Raw genomic sequence first — 13,925 nt, 5'->3', positions numbered from 1 at the left:
CAGATCTGCTGTGTACTCAAGACCCGCCTTTGACCTGCTTCTGATCTGCTTCAACCACTCAGGTCGGCTTTCAGGCCGCCGTGCTTTTGCTTTTGATCTGCTTTTGATCTGAGAAGCGCCCCGTTAAACCACGATGGCCGCACGCAGGCTTGAATCCGTGGGTAACCCGGCAGGACGCCGGGTTAGCCGCGCTGGGCCAAGGATGGCCCATCGCGGCGGCCCACGGATTCAAGCCTGTGGGCGGGCATGCCGAGCCACAGCGAGGCACCGAGTGGTGGGGCGAGAGCGTTTTGGTTACTTTTGCGCTCTATCAAAAGTGACTCGCTGTAAGAGCGAAACCGATACAAGCCATCATCCAAATACCGGATATGTACGAAAATCCAAAGAACACCCCAAACCCGCTTGCCGCGCCACAGCGCAACATCAAAGATGCAATGCCCCCCCCCACAAAAAGCACATTGCCTGTGTACGCAAACCCCGCTTTACTAAGGCCCCCGCCGCCGAGCCCGCAGCCCGGCCAGCAACGACGGCGCCAACGCCACCGTCGCCGAGCCCAGCACCACCACCAACGCCCCGACATAACCCAGTGCGTTAATCGCCTCAGCCTGCACAAACTCCGGCCATAACCACGCCGCCAAGGCCACCGCGACAAACGTCACCAGCGGCGTCAGCGACAAGGTCGCACTGACCCTCGACGCCTCCCAGTGCGCCAATGCCTCGGCAAACGCGCCATACGCCACCAGCGTGTTCATGCAGCACGCCAACAACAACCAACCTTGCAGCGGGCTCAATTGCAACGCCTCCAGCGGATGCGCCCACGGCGTCAGCAACAGCGCGCATGACAGATAGATCACCATCATCACTTGCAACGAATTCCACACCGTCAGCAATTGCTTCTGACCCAAGGCATAGAACACCCAGATGGTGGTGGCAAGCAGCACCGTCAACACCCCGGCCGTGTAAGTACCCAGCGACGTCAGCAACTCCGACAGGCGCTGGTTGAAGAACAGCCCAAAGCCAAAAATCAGCACCACCAGGCCGATGCCCTGCCCCAGGCTGAAACGCTCCTTGAACACAAACACACTGGCGACCATCAAAAAGATCGGCCCCATCTGCACCACCAACTGCGCCGTGCCAGGGCTGAGCATTTTCAGGCCGACCAGGTACAACACGTAGTTGCCCACCAGCCCACACACGGCCATTGCCACCAGCCAGCCGCCTTTGGCACCGAGCACGGCACGACGCGGCAGGCGCTTGGTGGCCGCCAGGTAAAGGAACAGGCAACCACCGGCGACGGTCAGGCGAAACCAGGTGACGGTCACCGGGTCCATCACTTGCAGCACCTGTTTGAGTTTGATCGGCAGAATGCCCCAGAGCAGCGCGGTCAGCAGGGTCAAGCCAAAGCCATAGACCCAGCGACCGGAAGAGATATGCATGAGTGCCCCAAGGCCAGAGGAAGTGGAACCGGCATTCTAGGGGCAAGTCATCAAATCAGGATACGCCGCAGCTCAAATGGGTAAGAGCGCACACCGCTTTGCGCATTTTTAATTAGCCAACGGCTTCGAATAGCCCGGTGGCGCCCATGCCGCCGCCCACGCACATGGTGACGATGCCGTAACGCAGATCGCGCCGCTGCAGCTCGCGCACCAAATGCCCGACTTGCCGCGAACCGGTCATGCCAAACGGGTGGCCGATGGAGATCGAACCGCCGTTGACGTTGTACTTGGCGTTATCAATGCCCAAGCGGTTACGTGCGTACAGGCATTGCGAGGCGAACGCCTCGTTGAGTTCCCACAGGTCGATGTCCGCCACCTGCAAGCCCTTGGCCTTGAGCAACTTGGGCACCGAGAACACCGGGCCGATGCCCATCTCATCCGGCTCGCAACCGGCCACGGTAAAACCACGGAAAAACGCCTTGGGCTTAAGCCCCAGTTGCATGGCTTTTTCCAGGCTCATCACCAGGGTCATTGAGGCGCCGTCGGACAACTGCGACGAGTTGCCCGCCGTCACCGAGCCATCGTCGGCAAACACCGGTTTCAAGCCCTGCAGGCTGGCGAGCGTGGTGTCGGGGCGGTTGCAGTCGTCGCGGTCGACCACACCCTCAAGCACCTGCATCTCGCCGGTGTGCTTGTCTTCTACGCGGTACTTGACCGCCATCGGCACGATTTCATCGTCAAACAAGCCGTCGGCCTGAGCCTGCGCGGTGCGTTGCTGGCTTTGCAGGGCGTACAGGTCTTGGTCTTCGCGGCTGACGTTATAGCGGCGCGCAACGATTTCGGCAGTCTGGCCCATGGGCAAGTAGATGCCCGGCACTTGTTCCTTCAACAGCGGATTGATCAGATGGTCGGTGTTGACGCTTTTCAGGGTCAGGCTGATGGATTCCACGCCGCCGGCGACGATGATCTCGCTGCAGCCTGAAGCGATCTGGTTGGCCGCAATCGCAATCGCCTGCAAGCCCGAGGAGCAGAAACGATTGAGGGTCATGCCCGCCGTGCCGGTGCCCAATTGCGACAGCACCGCCACATTACGCCCGATGTTATAGCCCTGCGCGCCCTCGTTGGAGCCGGCACCGACGATGCAGTCTTCCACCGTCGCCGGGTCAATGCCATTGCGCGCAAGCAGCGCATTGACGCAATGCGCCGCCATGTCATCGGGGCGGGTCTGGTTGAACTTGCCGCGAAAGGATTTGGCCAAGCCGGTTCGCACGCTGTCGACGATCACTACTTCACGCATGGGCTGCCTCGATCTTGTTGTTAGGGGTTGAACCGAGGATAGAGGCAAGGCATTGGCGACCGCGACGATCATTCATCTGGCGTATGCAAAAGCATGAGCTCACCTTGTAGAAAGCCCGCTGATGGCGGCCAGCCCGCTCGCCACAAAAAGCCAGCCCACCACACTCAGACAAATCCCCACAAAAAAGCCAGCTCACCACAGCAGCTCACAAGCGAGCCCGACCGGGCCGCGCGCGGGTTATTTCTTTTTCTTTTTATCGTGCTTGTCAGTTTTTTCGAACGCCTCTTCCAGCGCGCGGTTGATGGTGCGCAATACCTTCACCCGCGCCCAGCGCTTGTCGTTGGCTTCCACCAGCGTCCAGGGTGCGATCTCGGTGCTGGTGCGGTCGACCATGTCGCCGACGGCGGCGCGATAATCGTCCCATTTGTCGCGGTTGCGCCAGTCGTCTTCGGTGATTTTGAAGCGCTTGAACGGAATATCTTCGCGGGCCTGGAAACGCTCCAACTGGGTTTGCTTGTCAATCGCCAACCAAAACTTGACCACGATCACACCGGCATCGCGCAGTTGCTCTTCAAAGTCATTGATCTCGCCATAAGCACGCATCCAGTCCGCCGGGGAGCAGAAGCCTTCGATGCGCTCCACCAGGACGCGGCCGTACCACGAGCGGTCGAACACGGTGAACATGCCGCGTGCCGGGATCTTCTGCCAGAACCGCCACAGGTAAGGCTGCGCGCGCTCGTCTTCACTCGGCGCGGCAATCGGCACGATGTGGTACTGGCGCGGGTCCAGCGCCGCCGCCACACGGCGGATCGCACCGCCCTTGCCCGCCGCGTCATTGCCTTCAAATACCGTGACCAGCGCGTGCTTGCGCATGCGCTTGTCGCGCATCAGCCCGGAGAAACGCGCCTGTTCGGTGATCAGCTGTTCTTCGTAATCGTCCTTGTCCAGTCTCAAGGTCATGTCGAGGCTGTCCAGCAGGCTCTTCTGATCCACCGACGCCAGCAACGGCGCGGGGTTCATGCCGCTGGCCTTGCCCTTGGCCAGCTTCAAGGCATTTTGCAGGCTCTCGAGCAAAATCTTGCCGACGGTGAGGCTGCGGTAATGCGCGTCGACGCCTTCAATCACATGCCACGGCGCGTAATCGCGGCTGGTGCGGCGCAGGATACGCTCACCAAAATGCACAAACTTGTCGTAGGTCGCGGACTGCTGCCAGTCCAACGGGCTGATGCGCCAGCTGTGCAGCGGGTCATCGGCCAAGGCCTTGAGCCGCGCCTTCATCTGTTTTTTGGACAGGTGGAACCAGAACTTGAAGATCAGCGCGCCTTCATCGCAGAGCATCTTTTCCAGGCGCTCGGCGCCGGCAATCGCCTGGTCGAGCCGCGCGTCCTTGATCTGGCCATGCACCCGGCTTTGCAGCATCTGGCTGTACCAGTTGCCAAAAAAAATGCCCATGCGGCCCTTGGCAGGCAGTTGCCGCCAGTAGCGCCAGGCCGGTGGCCGCGCCAGTTCTTCATCGGTTTGCTGGTCAAAGGTGCGCACCTCGATCAGGCGCGGGTCCATCCATTCATTGAGCAGCTTGACGGTCTCGCCCTTGCCGGCGCCTTCGATGCCGTTGATCAGGATGATCACCGGGAAGCGCTTCTGCTGTTGCAGCTCGTACTGCACTTCCAGCAAGGCTTCGCGCAGCGCCGGCACTTGCGCTTCATAGGTGTCTTTGTCGATGGCGTGACCGATTTCGGCGGATTCGAACATGGGCAGCTCCGTTTCAAGATGGATCAAGACTAGCGGATTGGGCAACGGCGCGCGGGAGGAAATTCCCCGGCGACTTGCCATAGGTCAATTCAACGCCGGCTGATCGGCTAGAATGGCCGCCTTGCCTTTGCCTGCTTCTATTTATGAGTCGCCCATGAACCCCGTATCGCACGCCCAACTCGACTGGGATGAACAAGGTCGCCCGCACTCTAGGGTGTTCGACGATGTGTATTTTTCCGACAAGTCAGGCCTTGAAGAAACCCGTTATGTGTTCCTCGAACAGAACCGTTTGCAGGCGCGCTTCGCCGCGTTGCCGGTGGGCGGGCGGTTGGTGATTGGCGAGACCGGCTTCGGCACCGGCTTGAATTTTCTGTGTGCCTGGCAACTTTTCGAGCAACACGCGGTGGCCGGCGCGCGGCTGCACTTTGTCAGCGTCGAAAAGTACCCGCTGAGCCACGCCGACCTGCAACGCGCCCTCGCCCTGTGGCCGGAACTGCAACCCTTCAGCGAGCAATTACTGGCGCAGTACATCGCCATTCACCAAGGCTTCCAGCGCCTGGTGCTGGATAACGGCCGCGTGACCCTGACCCTGTTGATTGGCGATGCCCTGGAGCAATTGCCGCAACTGGATGCGCAGATCGATGCATGGTTTCTGGACGGCTTTGCGCCGGCGAAAAACCCTGACATGTGGAGCGCCGAGCTGTTTGCCGAACTGGCGCGGCTGGCGGCACCGGGGTCGACGATCAGCACCTTCACCAGCACCGGCTGGGTGCGCCGTTTGATCAACGCGGCAGGCTTCAAAATGAAGCGCACGCCAGGCATCGGCCACAAGTGGGAGATCCTCCGTGGGGAGTTCCTCGGCTGGCCCGCGCAGGCGCCCGCAGCCGTTGCCGCCAAGCCGTGGTTCGCGCGGCCTGCGCCCATTGAGGGCGAGCGCCACGCGATGGTCATCGGCGGCGGCCTGGCCGGGTGCGCGACTGCCGCCAGCCTGGCCGCGCGGGGTTGGCGTGTCAGCCTGTTGGAGCGCCATGGCGGCTTGGCACAGGAAGCGTCGGGCAACCCACAGGGCGTGCTTTACCTCAAGCTCTCGGCACATGGCACAGCGTTGTCGCAGTTGATACTCAGCGGTTTTGGCCACACCCGGCGCCTGCTTGAGCACTTGCACCGCGGCGTCGATTGGGATGGCTGCGGCGTGCTGCAACTGGCGTTTGATGCCAAGGAAGCGCAGCGCCAGGCGCAACTGGCCGAGGCCTTTGCGCCAGACTTGTTGCACCTGCTGGACCGCGACCAGGCCCGTCAAAAAGCCGGAATCGACCTGCCTCACGGCGGCCTGTTTTTCCCGCAGGGCGGCTGGGTGCATCCCCCGGCGCTGTGCGAATGGCAAGCAGCGCACCCGCTGATTACAGTGCTGCCGCATCACCAAGCACTGGAGCTGCAGCGCGTCGACGAGCAGTGGCAAGCCCGCGCCGGCGAGCGCGTGCTGGCCAGCGCCAGCGTGGTGGTGCTGGCCGGTGCTGCCGAGATCAAGCAGTTCGCGTTCAGCGCCGACTTGCCGCTCAAGCGCATACGCGGGCAAATCACCCGGCTGACGCAAACCCCGGCCAGCGCGGCCTTGGCCACCGTGGTCTGCGCCGAAGGCTACGTTGCACCGGCAAGGCTTGGCGAACACACCTTGGGCGCCAGTTTTGATTTCAACAACCAGGACCTCACGCCGACGGTCGCCGAACATGCCGGCAACCTGCAGTTGCTGCGCGAGATTTCTGCAGACCTGCTGGCGCGGCTGGGCGCCGACGCGTTGCCCGCCGAACAGCTTGAAGGCCGCGCCGCGTTCCGCTGCACCAGCCCGGACTATCTGCCGATCGTCGGGCCGCTGGCTGAACACGCGGCGTTCCAACAAGCTTATGCCGTGCTGAGCAAAGACGCCCGCCAAGTGCCGGAGACGCCCTGCCCATGGCTGCCCGGCGTGTACATCAACAGCGGCCACGGTTCACGCGGGTTGATCACCGCGCCACTGTGCGGCGAATTGTTGGCCGCCTGGTTGACGGATGAGCCACTGCCGGTGCCCTCCAGCGTGGCCGAGGCCTGCCACCCGAACCGGTTTGCTTTGCGTGCATTGGTGCGCGGCAAGGCCTTGAAAGCATGAGCCGTTATCGCTGCAAAATGCTCCGTTGACGCCATCAAGGCGATTGGCCTTATAACTTATCGGTCTAAAACTCCGCGCATAGCACTGGGTCAGTTTCTGGGTACGCGCCCTTTGGGCGTATTGAGTATTGACCCTCCCCAACGGAAAAACCGGTAAGGAATTTATGTGCGGATTAGCTGGAGAATTACGTTTCGATGCCCAACCTGCCGACTTGGCTGCAGTTGAGCGCATCACCCATCACCTGGCCCCGCGTGGCCCCGACGCCTGGGGCTTCCATGCCCAAGGGCCGGTTGCGCTGGGCCATCGGCGCCTGAAAATCATGGACCTGTCGGACGGCTCAGCCCAACCGATGGTCGACGCCCAACTGGGGCTTTCCCTGGCCTTTAACGGTGCCATCTACAACTTCCCGGAATTGCGTGAAGAGCTGGAAGCCTTGGGCTACGCCTTCTATTCCGGTGGCGACACCGAAGTGCTGCTCAAGGGTTACCACGCCTGGGGCGAAGCACTGCTGCCAAAACTTAACGGCATGTTTGCCTTTGCGATTTGGGAGCGCGACGCGCAGCGCTTGTTCATCGCGCGTGACCGCCTCGGCGTAAAGCCTCTGTACCTGTCGCGTACCGGCCAGCGCCTGCGCTTTGCCTCGGCGTTGCCGGCGCTGCTTAAAGGCGGCGACATCAACCCGATCCTTGATCCGGTGGCGCTTAACCACTACCTGAACTTCCACGCCGTGGTGCCTGCACCGCGCACCTTGCTGGCGGGCATCGAAAAACTGCCGCCGGCGAGCTGGCTGCGCATTGATGCGAGCGGCAAGACCGAGCAGAAAACCTGGTGGACGCTGCCCTACGGCCCGCGTGAGGATGAGCGCAATCTTACCCTGGAAGACTGGACCGACCGCGTGCTCGACAGCACCCGCGAAGCCGTGGCCATCCGCCAACGCGCCGCCGTGGATGTCGGCGTGTTGCTCTCCGGCGGTGTCGATTCAAGCATGCTCGTGGGCCTGCTGCGCGAAGTGGGCGTGCAAGACCTGTCGACCTTCTCGATCGGTTTTGAAGACGCCGGTGGTGAGCGCGGCGACGAGTTCCAGTACTCGGACCTGATCGCCAAGCACTACGGCACGCGCCACCACCAACTGCGCATTGCCGAGCGCGAAATCATCGAGCAACTGCCGGCGGCGTTCCGCGCCATGAGCGAGCCGATGGTCAGCCATGACTGCATCGCGTTCTACCTGCTGTCACGCGAAGTGGCCAAGCATTGCAAAGTGGTGCAGAGCGGCCAGGGCGCCGATGAGCTGTTTGCCGGTTACCACTGGTACCCGCAAGTCGACGGCGCCAGCGACCCGTATGCCGCTTACCGCGATGCGTTTTTTGACCGCAGCTACGACGACTACGCCGCCACTGTCGCACCCAAATGGCTGACCGCGAATGACGCCGCCGGTGACTTCGTGCGCGAGCATTTCGCCATGCCGGGCGCGGAGGCCGCCGTGGACAAGGCGCTGCGCCTGGACAGCACAGTGATGCTGGTCGACGACCCGGTCAAGCGCGTCGACAACATGACCATGGCCTGGGGCCTGGAAGCGCGCACGCCGTTTCTGGATTACCGCCTGGTGGAACTGTCGGCACGCGTGCCGGGCAAATTCAAACTGCCCGACGGCGGCAAGCAAGTCTTGAAAGAGGCGGCGCGCCGGGTCATCCCGAGCGAAGTCATCGACCGCAAAAAAGGTTACTTCCCGGTGCCGGGCCTCAAGCACTTGCAGGGCGACACCTTGAACTGGGTGCGTGACCTGCTGCTGGACCCGAGCCAGGATCGCGGCCTGTTCAACCCGGCCATGCTCGACCGCTTGCTGACCGACCCGCAAGGCCAACTGACCCCGTTGCGCGGCTCCAAGCTGTGGCAACTGGCAGCGCTGAACCTGTGGCTCAGCGAACAAGGAATCTGATTGATGAAACCCCATGCAGCGGCTTACAGCCAACGCTTGCTGAAGGGCCAGGCGCCGTCGTACGAGCGCCTGCAAGCCCGATTGGCGGAAGACGGCAGCCCGTTGGGTGCCGAACCGATCGCGGTGCATTGCGGTTGGGGCCGGCTATTGATCGGCCACACCTTTCCAGACCCGTCGAGCCTGGCCGTGGAGTTGCTGAATGAGCAACCGGGCGAACGCGACATCGCGTTGTACGTGGCCGCGCCGCAACAGATCCTCGGCATCGACCCGCAGCAACTGTTTCTCGACCCGTCCGACACCCTGCGTTTATGGTTCACCGATTACCGCCCGGCCACCCGCGTGTTTCGCGGTTTTCGCATACGTCGCGTGCAAACCGAGGCCGATTGGCTGGCGGTGAATCAGTTGTACCAAGGGCGCGGCATGTTGCCCGTCGACCCTGACCGCCTGACGCCACGCCATCAAGGTGGGCCGGTGTATTGGCTGGCCGAGGATGAAGACAGTGGCGCGGTGATCGGCAGTGTGATGGGCCTCAACCATCAAAAGGCCTTTCACGACCCGGAAAACGGCTGCAGCCTGTGGTGCCTGGCAGTCGACCCACAATGCTCGCGCCCCGGAGTGGGCGAAGTGCTGGTGCGCCACTTGGTCGAACACTTCATGAGCCGTGGCTTGAGTTACCTCGACCTGTCGGTGCTGCACGATAACCGTCAGGCCAAGAGCCTCTATGCCAAGCTGGGTTTTCGTGCGCTGACCACCTTTGCGATCAAGCGCAAGAACGGCATCAACCAGCCGCTGTTTCTCGGCCCGGGGCCGCAGGCGGGCTTTAACCCGTATGCGCGAATCATTGTCGAGGAAGCCCATCGGCGCGGCATTGATGTGCAGGTCGACGACGCCGACGCGGGCCTGTTCACCCTCAGCCACGGCGGCCGTCGCGTACGCTGCCGTGAGTCGCTGAGTGACCTGACCAGCGCCATCAGCATGACCCTGTGCCAAGACAAAAGCCTGACCCACAAGGCGCTGAAAGCCGCCGGCTTGAAGCTGCCCGAGCAGCAATTGGCGGGCAGTGCCGATGACAATCTTGAGTTTCTCGACGCGCACCAGTGCATCGTCGTCAAGCCGCTCGACGGTGAGCAAGGCCATGGCGTGGCAGTGGGCTTGCAGACCATCGAAGAGGTGCAGCAAGCGATTGAAGCGGCGCGCCAATTCGACAGCCGCGTGTTACTCGAAAGCTTTCACCAAGGCCTCGACCTGCGCATTCTGGTGATCGGTTTTGAAGTGGTCGCCGCCGCGATTCGACGCCCCGCCGAAGTGACCGGTGACGGTCAGCATTCCATCCGCGCGCTGATCGAAGCGCAGAGCCGTCGTCGCCAGGCAGCGACCGACGGCGAAAGTAAAATACCCCTCGACGGCGAAACCGAGCGCACGCTGAAAGCCGCGGGTTACGACTACGACAGCATCCTACCGCGCGGGCTAACCCTGGCGGTGCGTCGCACCGCCAACCTGCACACCGGCGGCTGCCTGGAAGACGTCACCGCGATTCTGCACCCGACGCTGGTGGACGCCGCCGTGCGTGCCGCCCGCGCACTCGACATTCCGATGGTGGGCCTCGACTTGATGGTGCCCGCCGCCGACCAACCCGAGTACGTGTTTATCGAAGCCAACGAACGCGCCGGCCTGGCCAATCATGAGCCGCAACCGACGGCCGAGAAATTTGTGGATTTGTTATTTCCCCACAGCGGGAAGCCACAAGTCGCAAGTTGCAAGCCACAAGAGTGAAACCTCTGAGACCGCATTTAGCTTGAAGCTTGCCGCTTGAAGCTTACCGCTAAAAGCTTGCACCTAAAGGAAACCTTTATGAGCCGAACCATCCCCGAACCGGATCTCAACTACCTGCAAAAAGTGCTGCTGGAAATGCTCGCCATTCCCAGCCCTACAGGCTTTACCGACACCATCGTGCGTTACGTTGCCGAGCGCCTCGAAGAACTCGGCATACCCTTTGAAATGACGCGGCGCGGGACCATTCGCGCCACCCTCAAGGGCCAGAAAAACAGCCCCGACCGCGCCGTGTCCGCGCACCTGGACACCATCGGCGCCGCCGTGCGTGCGGTCAAAGACAACGGCCGCCTGAGCCTCGCGCCGGTGGGTTGCTGGTCCAGCCGTTTTGCCGAAGGCAGCCGCGTCAGCCTGTTCACCGACAACGGCGTGATCCGCGGCAGTGTATTGCCATTGATGGCCTCCGGGCACGCGTTCAACACCGCCGTGGATGAGATGCCGGTGAGCTGGGACCACGTCGAATTGCGCCTGGACGCGTACTGCGCCACCCGCGCCGACTGCGATTCCCTGGGCATCAGCATTGGCGACTATGTAGCCTTTGACCCGCTGCCCGAGTTCACCGAAAGCGGGCACATCAGTGCCCGTCACCTCGACGATAAAGCCGGTGTCGCCGCGCTGTTGGCGGCGCTCAAGGCGATTATCGACAGCGGTGAACCGCTGCTGATCGACTGCCACCCGCTGTTCACCATTACCGAAGAAACCGGCAGTGGCGCAGCGGCCGCCCTGCCCTGGGATGTCAGCGAATTCGTCGGCATCGATATTGCCCCGGTCGCGCCCGGCCAGCACTCCAGCGAACACGCGGTGAGCGTGGCCATGCAGGATTCCGGCGGGCCGTATGACTATCACCTGTCGCGCCACCTGTTGCGCCTGGCGTCGGACAATGACCTGCCGGTGCGTCGTGACCTGTTCCGGTATTACTTCAGCGATGCGCATTCGGCGGTGACCGCCGGCCACGATATTCGTACCGCATTGCTCGCGTTCGGCTGCGACGCGACCCATGGCTACGAGCGAACGCACATCGACAGCCTGGCCGCGCTGAGCCGCCTGCTGGGTGCGTACATCCTCAGCCCGCCGGTATTCGCCAGCGACGCGCAACCGGCGCAGGGTTCACTGGACCGGTTCAGTCATCAAATCGAGCACGAAACACAGATGGAGAGCGACACGCGCGTGCCATCGGTGGACAGCCTGGTCGGTCAAAAGTCCTGACGCTGGCAACTACGAGCCCGGCGCAGTAGGATCGCCGGGTTCTTACCTCTGAGGCTTGTATGCTGATTCCCTACGACGCACTTGAAGTCGACACGCTGACCCGGCTTATCGAAGATTTCGTCACCCGCGACGGCACCGACAACGGCGATGAAACGCCACTCGAAACCCGCGTATTGCGCGTGCGCCATGCGCTGACCAAGGGCCAGGCGCTGATCGTGTTCGACCCTGACAGCGAGCAATGCCAATTGATGCTCAAGCACGACGTGCCCAAGCATTTGTTCGACTGAGGCAGTTCTAGGAACGGTTTTCGGTTTGGCCTGCTATGGATTGGCGCGCGAGGATTTTTTGATACACCTCGGCGCGGTGGACTTTGACGCCCTTGGGTGCGTCGATGCCGAATTTCACCTGTTTACCGTTCAGTTCGAGGATGTGCACGGCGATGTCATCACCGATGGAAATACTTTCGCCCGGGGAGCGGCTTAGGACCAGCATGGCGGTTGTCCTTGGAGAGTGACAGAGGCCTGACCATGCCCTTTTGGATTGACCACAACAACGGCCTGCGCTGAAAACAGGCAAGGGCTACAACCGACAGTAATTTGCCTGACAGACGCGTGTGTACATTCAGCCAACCCAACCTCGCAAGCCGAATGCGCGCCTGTCCAACTACAAATAACCTATTGTTTTTGCTATTGGAATTCATGCTTATTCAACCGGTTACTATGGGTTGCGCCCTTACGGCGGGTATCAAAATCAAAAGTAGGCGGCCTGAAAACCGACCCAATCCCCCAAGCAGAACTCGGTCAAACTGTGGGAGGGGGCTTGCTCCCCATGGCGGTGGGTCAGTCACCTCATGTATCAACTGTAAAACTGCCATCGGGAGCAAGCCCCCTCCCACAAAAAGCAAAAAAAGCAGATCTGCTGTGTATGCAAAACCCTCTTTTGATCTGCTTCAACCACTCAGGTCGGCTTTCAGGCCGCCGTGCTCTTGCTCTTGATCTTGATCTGAGAAGCGCCCCGTTAAACCACGATGGCCGCACGCAGGCTTGAATCCGTGGGTAACCCGGCAGGACGCCGGGGTAGCCGCGCTGGGCCAAGGATGGCCCATCGCGGCGGCCCACGGATTCAAGCCTGTGTGCGGGCACACCGAGCCTAAGCGAGGTGCCGAGTGGTGGGGCGAGGACCTTTTGGTTACTTTTGGGTCCTTTCAAAAGTGATTCGCTGTAAGAGCGAAACCGATATAAGCCATAAACCCAATACCGGATATACACCCACTAAGCCTTAACCGTCTGCGCCTTGGCTCGCATCTTGTCAGCCATCACCGTCATTTCGTCATACAACAACTGCGGGTTCTTCTGCTTCAATGCCCACGCCATTCGCCCCTGCTCATGCGGCAAAATCATAAACTCGCCCGCTGCCACCCGCTGGTAAATATAGTCAGCGATGTCCGCCGCCGTGATCGGCGAACTTTCAAGCAACTTACCCACCTGCGCCTTCATCGCCGGCGTAGGCCCGCGAAACGAATCAAGCAAATTAGTCTGAAAAAACGACGGGCACACCACATGCACGCCCACTTCCTGCTGCTTGAGTTCCACCAGCAAACTCTCGGACAACGCCACCACGCCCGCCTTGGCCACGTTGTAATTGCTCATCGCCGGGCCCTGCATCAGCGCAGCCATAGAGGCGATGTTGATAATCCGGCCCTTGCTCTTCTCCAACAGCGGCAGAAACGCCTTGCAGCCTTTCACCACGCCCATCAAGTTGATCGCGATCTGCCAGTCCCAATCTTCCAGGGACAATTCGGCGAAAAAGCCACCCGACGCAACCCCCGCATTGTTGACGATCACATCAATGCCCCCCAGCTTCACCTCACACGCTTGGGCAAAGGCGGTGAGCTGGCTGTAGTCGCGCACATCGCAACGCTGGGTAAAGCCGTCGCCACCCGCCTCGCGTACGCGCTTGAGGGTTTCCTGCAAGCCCGCCTCGCTCACGTCCGACAAGGCCAACTGCCAACCCTCGCGGGCCCAGCGCAGCGCGATTTCGCGACCCAGGCCGGACCCGGCGCCGGTGATCATCATGCGATTTTGCATAGGACAGTAGCCTTGTGGTTCACAGTAGAAGTGATCCGCAGTGTAGCGAAGGTTTTTAGCGCACCCACGTACCATCCAATTGATGAATGCCTTGAGCAAACCCAAGGCCGGGTGCGAGGACGGCTTAACGCGTAAGTTCAATATTTCTCAACTAACGTGTGGTAAGTGCCCACCGGTTAAAAGAAATAAACCTGCTCGCGAAATGCTTTAAAAAATCACGGAATCTTTTACCAGGTCG

General features: G+C 61.3%; 10 protein-coding genes. 5 read left to right on the top strand and 5 right to left on the bottom strand.

Annotated features, from left to right (window positions below; all coding sequences use genetic code 11):
* Positions 1–485: 485 nt before the first annotated feature.
* From AO240_RS07075 to pap, 3 genes are all read right to left on the bottom strand, one after another.
* A complete protein-coding gene (locus AO240_RS07075; RefSeq protein ID WP_099235736.1) occupies positions 486–1,436 on the bottom strand; it encodes a DMT family transporter in 951 nt (316 codons plus the stop codon).
* A 112-nt stretch (positions 1,437–1,548) separates the two neighbouring features.
* On the bottom strand, positions 1,549–2,733 hold the full coding sequence (locus tag AO240_RS07070) for a thiolase family protein (RefSeq protein WP_099235734.1): 1,185 nt from the start codon (positions 2,731–2,733) through the stop codon (positions 1,549–1,551).
* 237 nt (positions 2,734–2,970) lie between these two features.
* On the bottom strand, positions 2,971–4,485 hold the full coding sequence (gene pap / locus AO240_RS07065; protein ID WP_099235732.1) for a polyphosphate:AMP phosphotransferase: 1,515 nt from the start codon (positions 4,483–4,485) through the stop codon (positions 2,971–2,973).
* 154 nt (positions 4,486–4,639) lie between these two features.
* Between pap and mnmC the strand changes: the two genes are divergently transcribed.
* From mnmC to AO240_RS07040, 5 genes are all read left to right on the top strand, one after another.
* On the top strand, positions 4,640–6,628 hold the full coding sequence (gene mnmC / locus AO240_RS07060) for a bifunctional tRNA (5-methylaminomethyl-2-thiouridine)(34)-methyltransferase MnmD/FAD-dependent 5-carboxymethylaminomethyl-2-thiouridine(34) oxidoreductase MnmC (RefSeq protein WP_099235730.1): 1,989 nt from the start codon (positions 4,640–4,642) through the stop codon (positions 6,626–6,628).
* Between the two features lie 163 nt (positions 6,629–6,791).
* Positions 6,792–8,564 (top strand): N-acetylglutaminylglutamine amidotransferase, encoded by a 1,773-nt coding sequence (locus AO240_RS07055; protein WP_099235728.1) that lies wholly within the window; start codon positions 6,792–6,794, stop codon positions 8,562–8,564.
* 3 nt (positions 8,565–8,567) lie between these two features.
* A complete protein-coding gene (gene ngg, locus AO240_RS07050) occupies positions 8,568–10,337 on the top strand; it encodes an N-acetylglutaminylglutamine synthetase (protein ID WP_099235726.1) in 1,770 nt (589 codons plus the stop codon).
* 78 nt (positions 10,338–10,415) lie between these two features.
* Positions 10,416–11,600 (top strand): osmoprotectant NAGGN system M42 family peptidase, encoded by a 1,185-nt coding sequence (locus AO240_RS07045; RefSeq protein WP_058415663.1) that lies wholly within the window; start codon positions 10,416–10,418, stop codon positions 11,598–11,600.
* 59 nt (positions 11,601–11,659) lie between these two features.
* Positions 11,660–11,887, top strand: coding sequence for a YheU family protein (locus AO240_RS07040; protein ID WP_058415664.1), 228 nt, complete (start codon positions 11,660–11,662; stop codon positions 11,885–11,887).
* Between the two features lie 7 nt (positions 11,888–11,894).
* Here AO240_RS07040 and csrA read toward each other — a convergent pair whose 3' ends face one another.
* Both csrA and AO240_RS07030 read right to left on the bottom strand, forming a co-directional pair.
* Positions 11,895–12,092 (bottom strand): carbon storage regulator CsrA, encoded by a 198-nt coding sequence (gene csrA / locus AO240_RS07035; RefSeq protein ID WP_099235725.1) that lies wholly within the window; start codon positions 12,090–12,092, stop codon positions 11,895–11,897.
* Between the two features lie 779 nt (positions 12,093–12,871).
* Positions 12,872–13,687, bottom strand: a complete 816-nt coding sequence (locus AO240_RS07030) for an SDR family oxidoreductase (protein ID WP_099235723.1) — start codon at positions 13,685–13,687, stop codon at positions 12,872–12,874.
* Positions 13,688–13,925: the final 238 nt, after the last annotated feature.

It is taken from the genome of Pseudomonas sp. ICMP 460 (genome assembly GCF_002723595.1).
Lineage (GTDB): Bacteria > Pseudomonadota > Gammaproteobacteria > Pseudomonadales > Pseudomonadaceae > Aquipseudomonas > Aquipseudomonas kitaguniensis.
The sequence above is the reverse complement of the archived record's forward strand: the minus strand, read 5'-3'. Positions and strand labels throughout refer to the sequence as shown.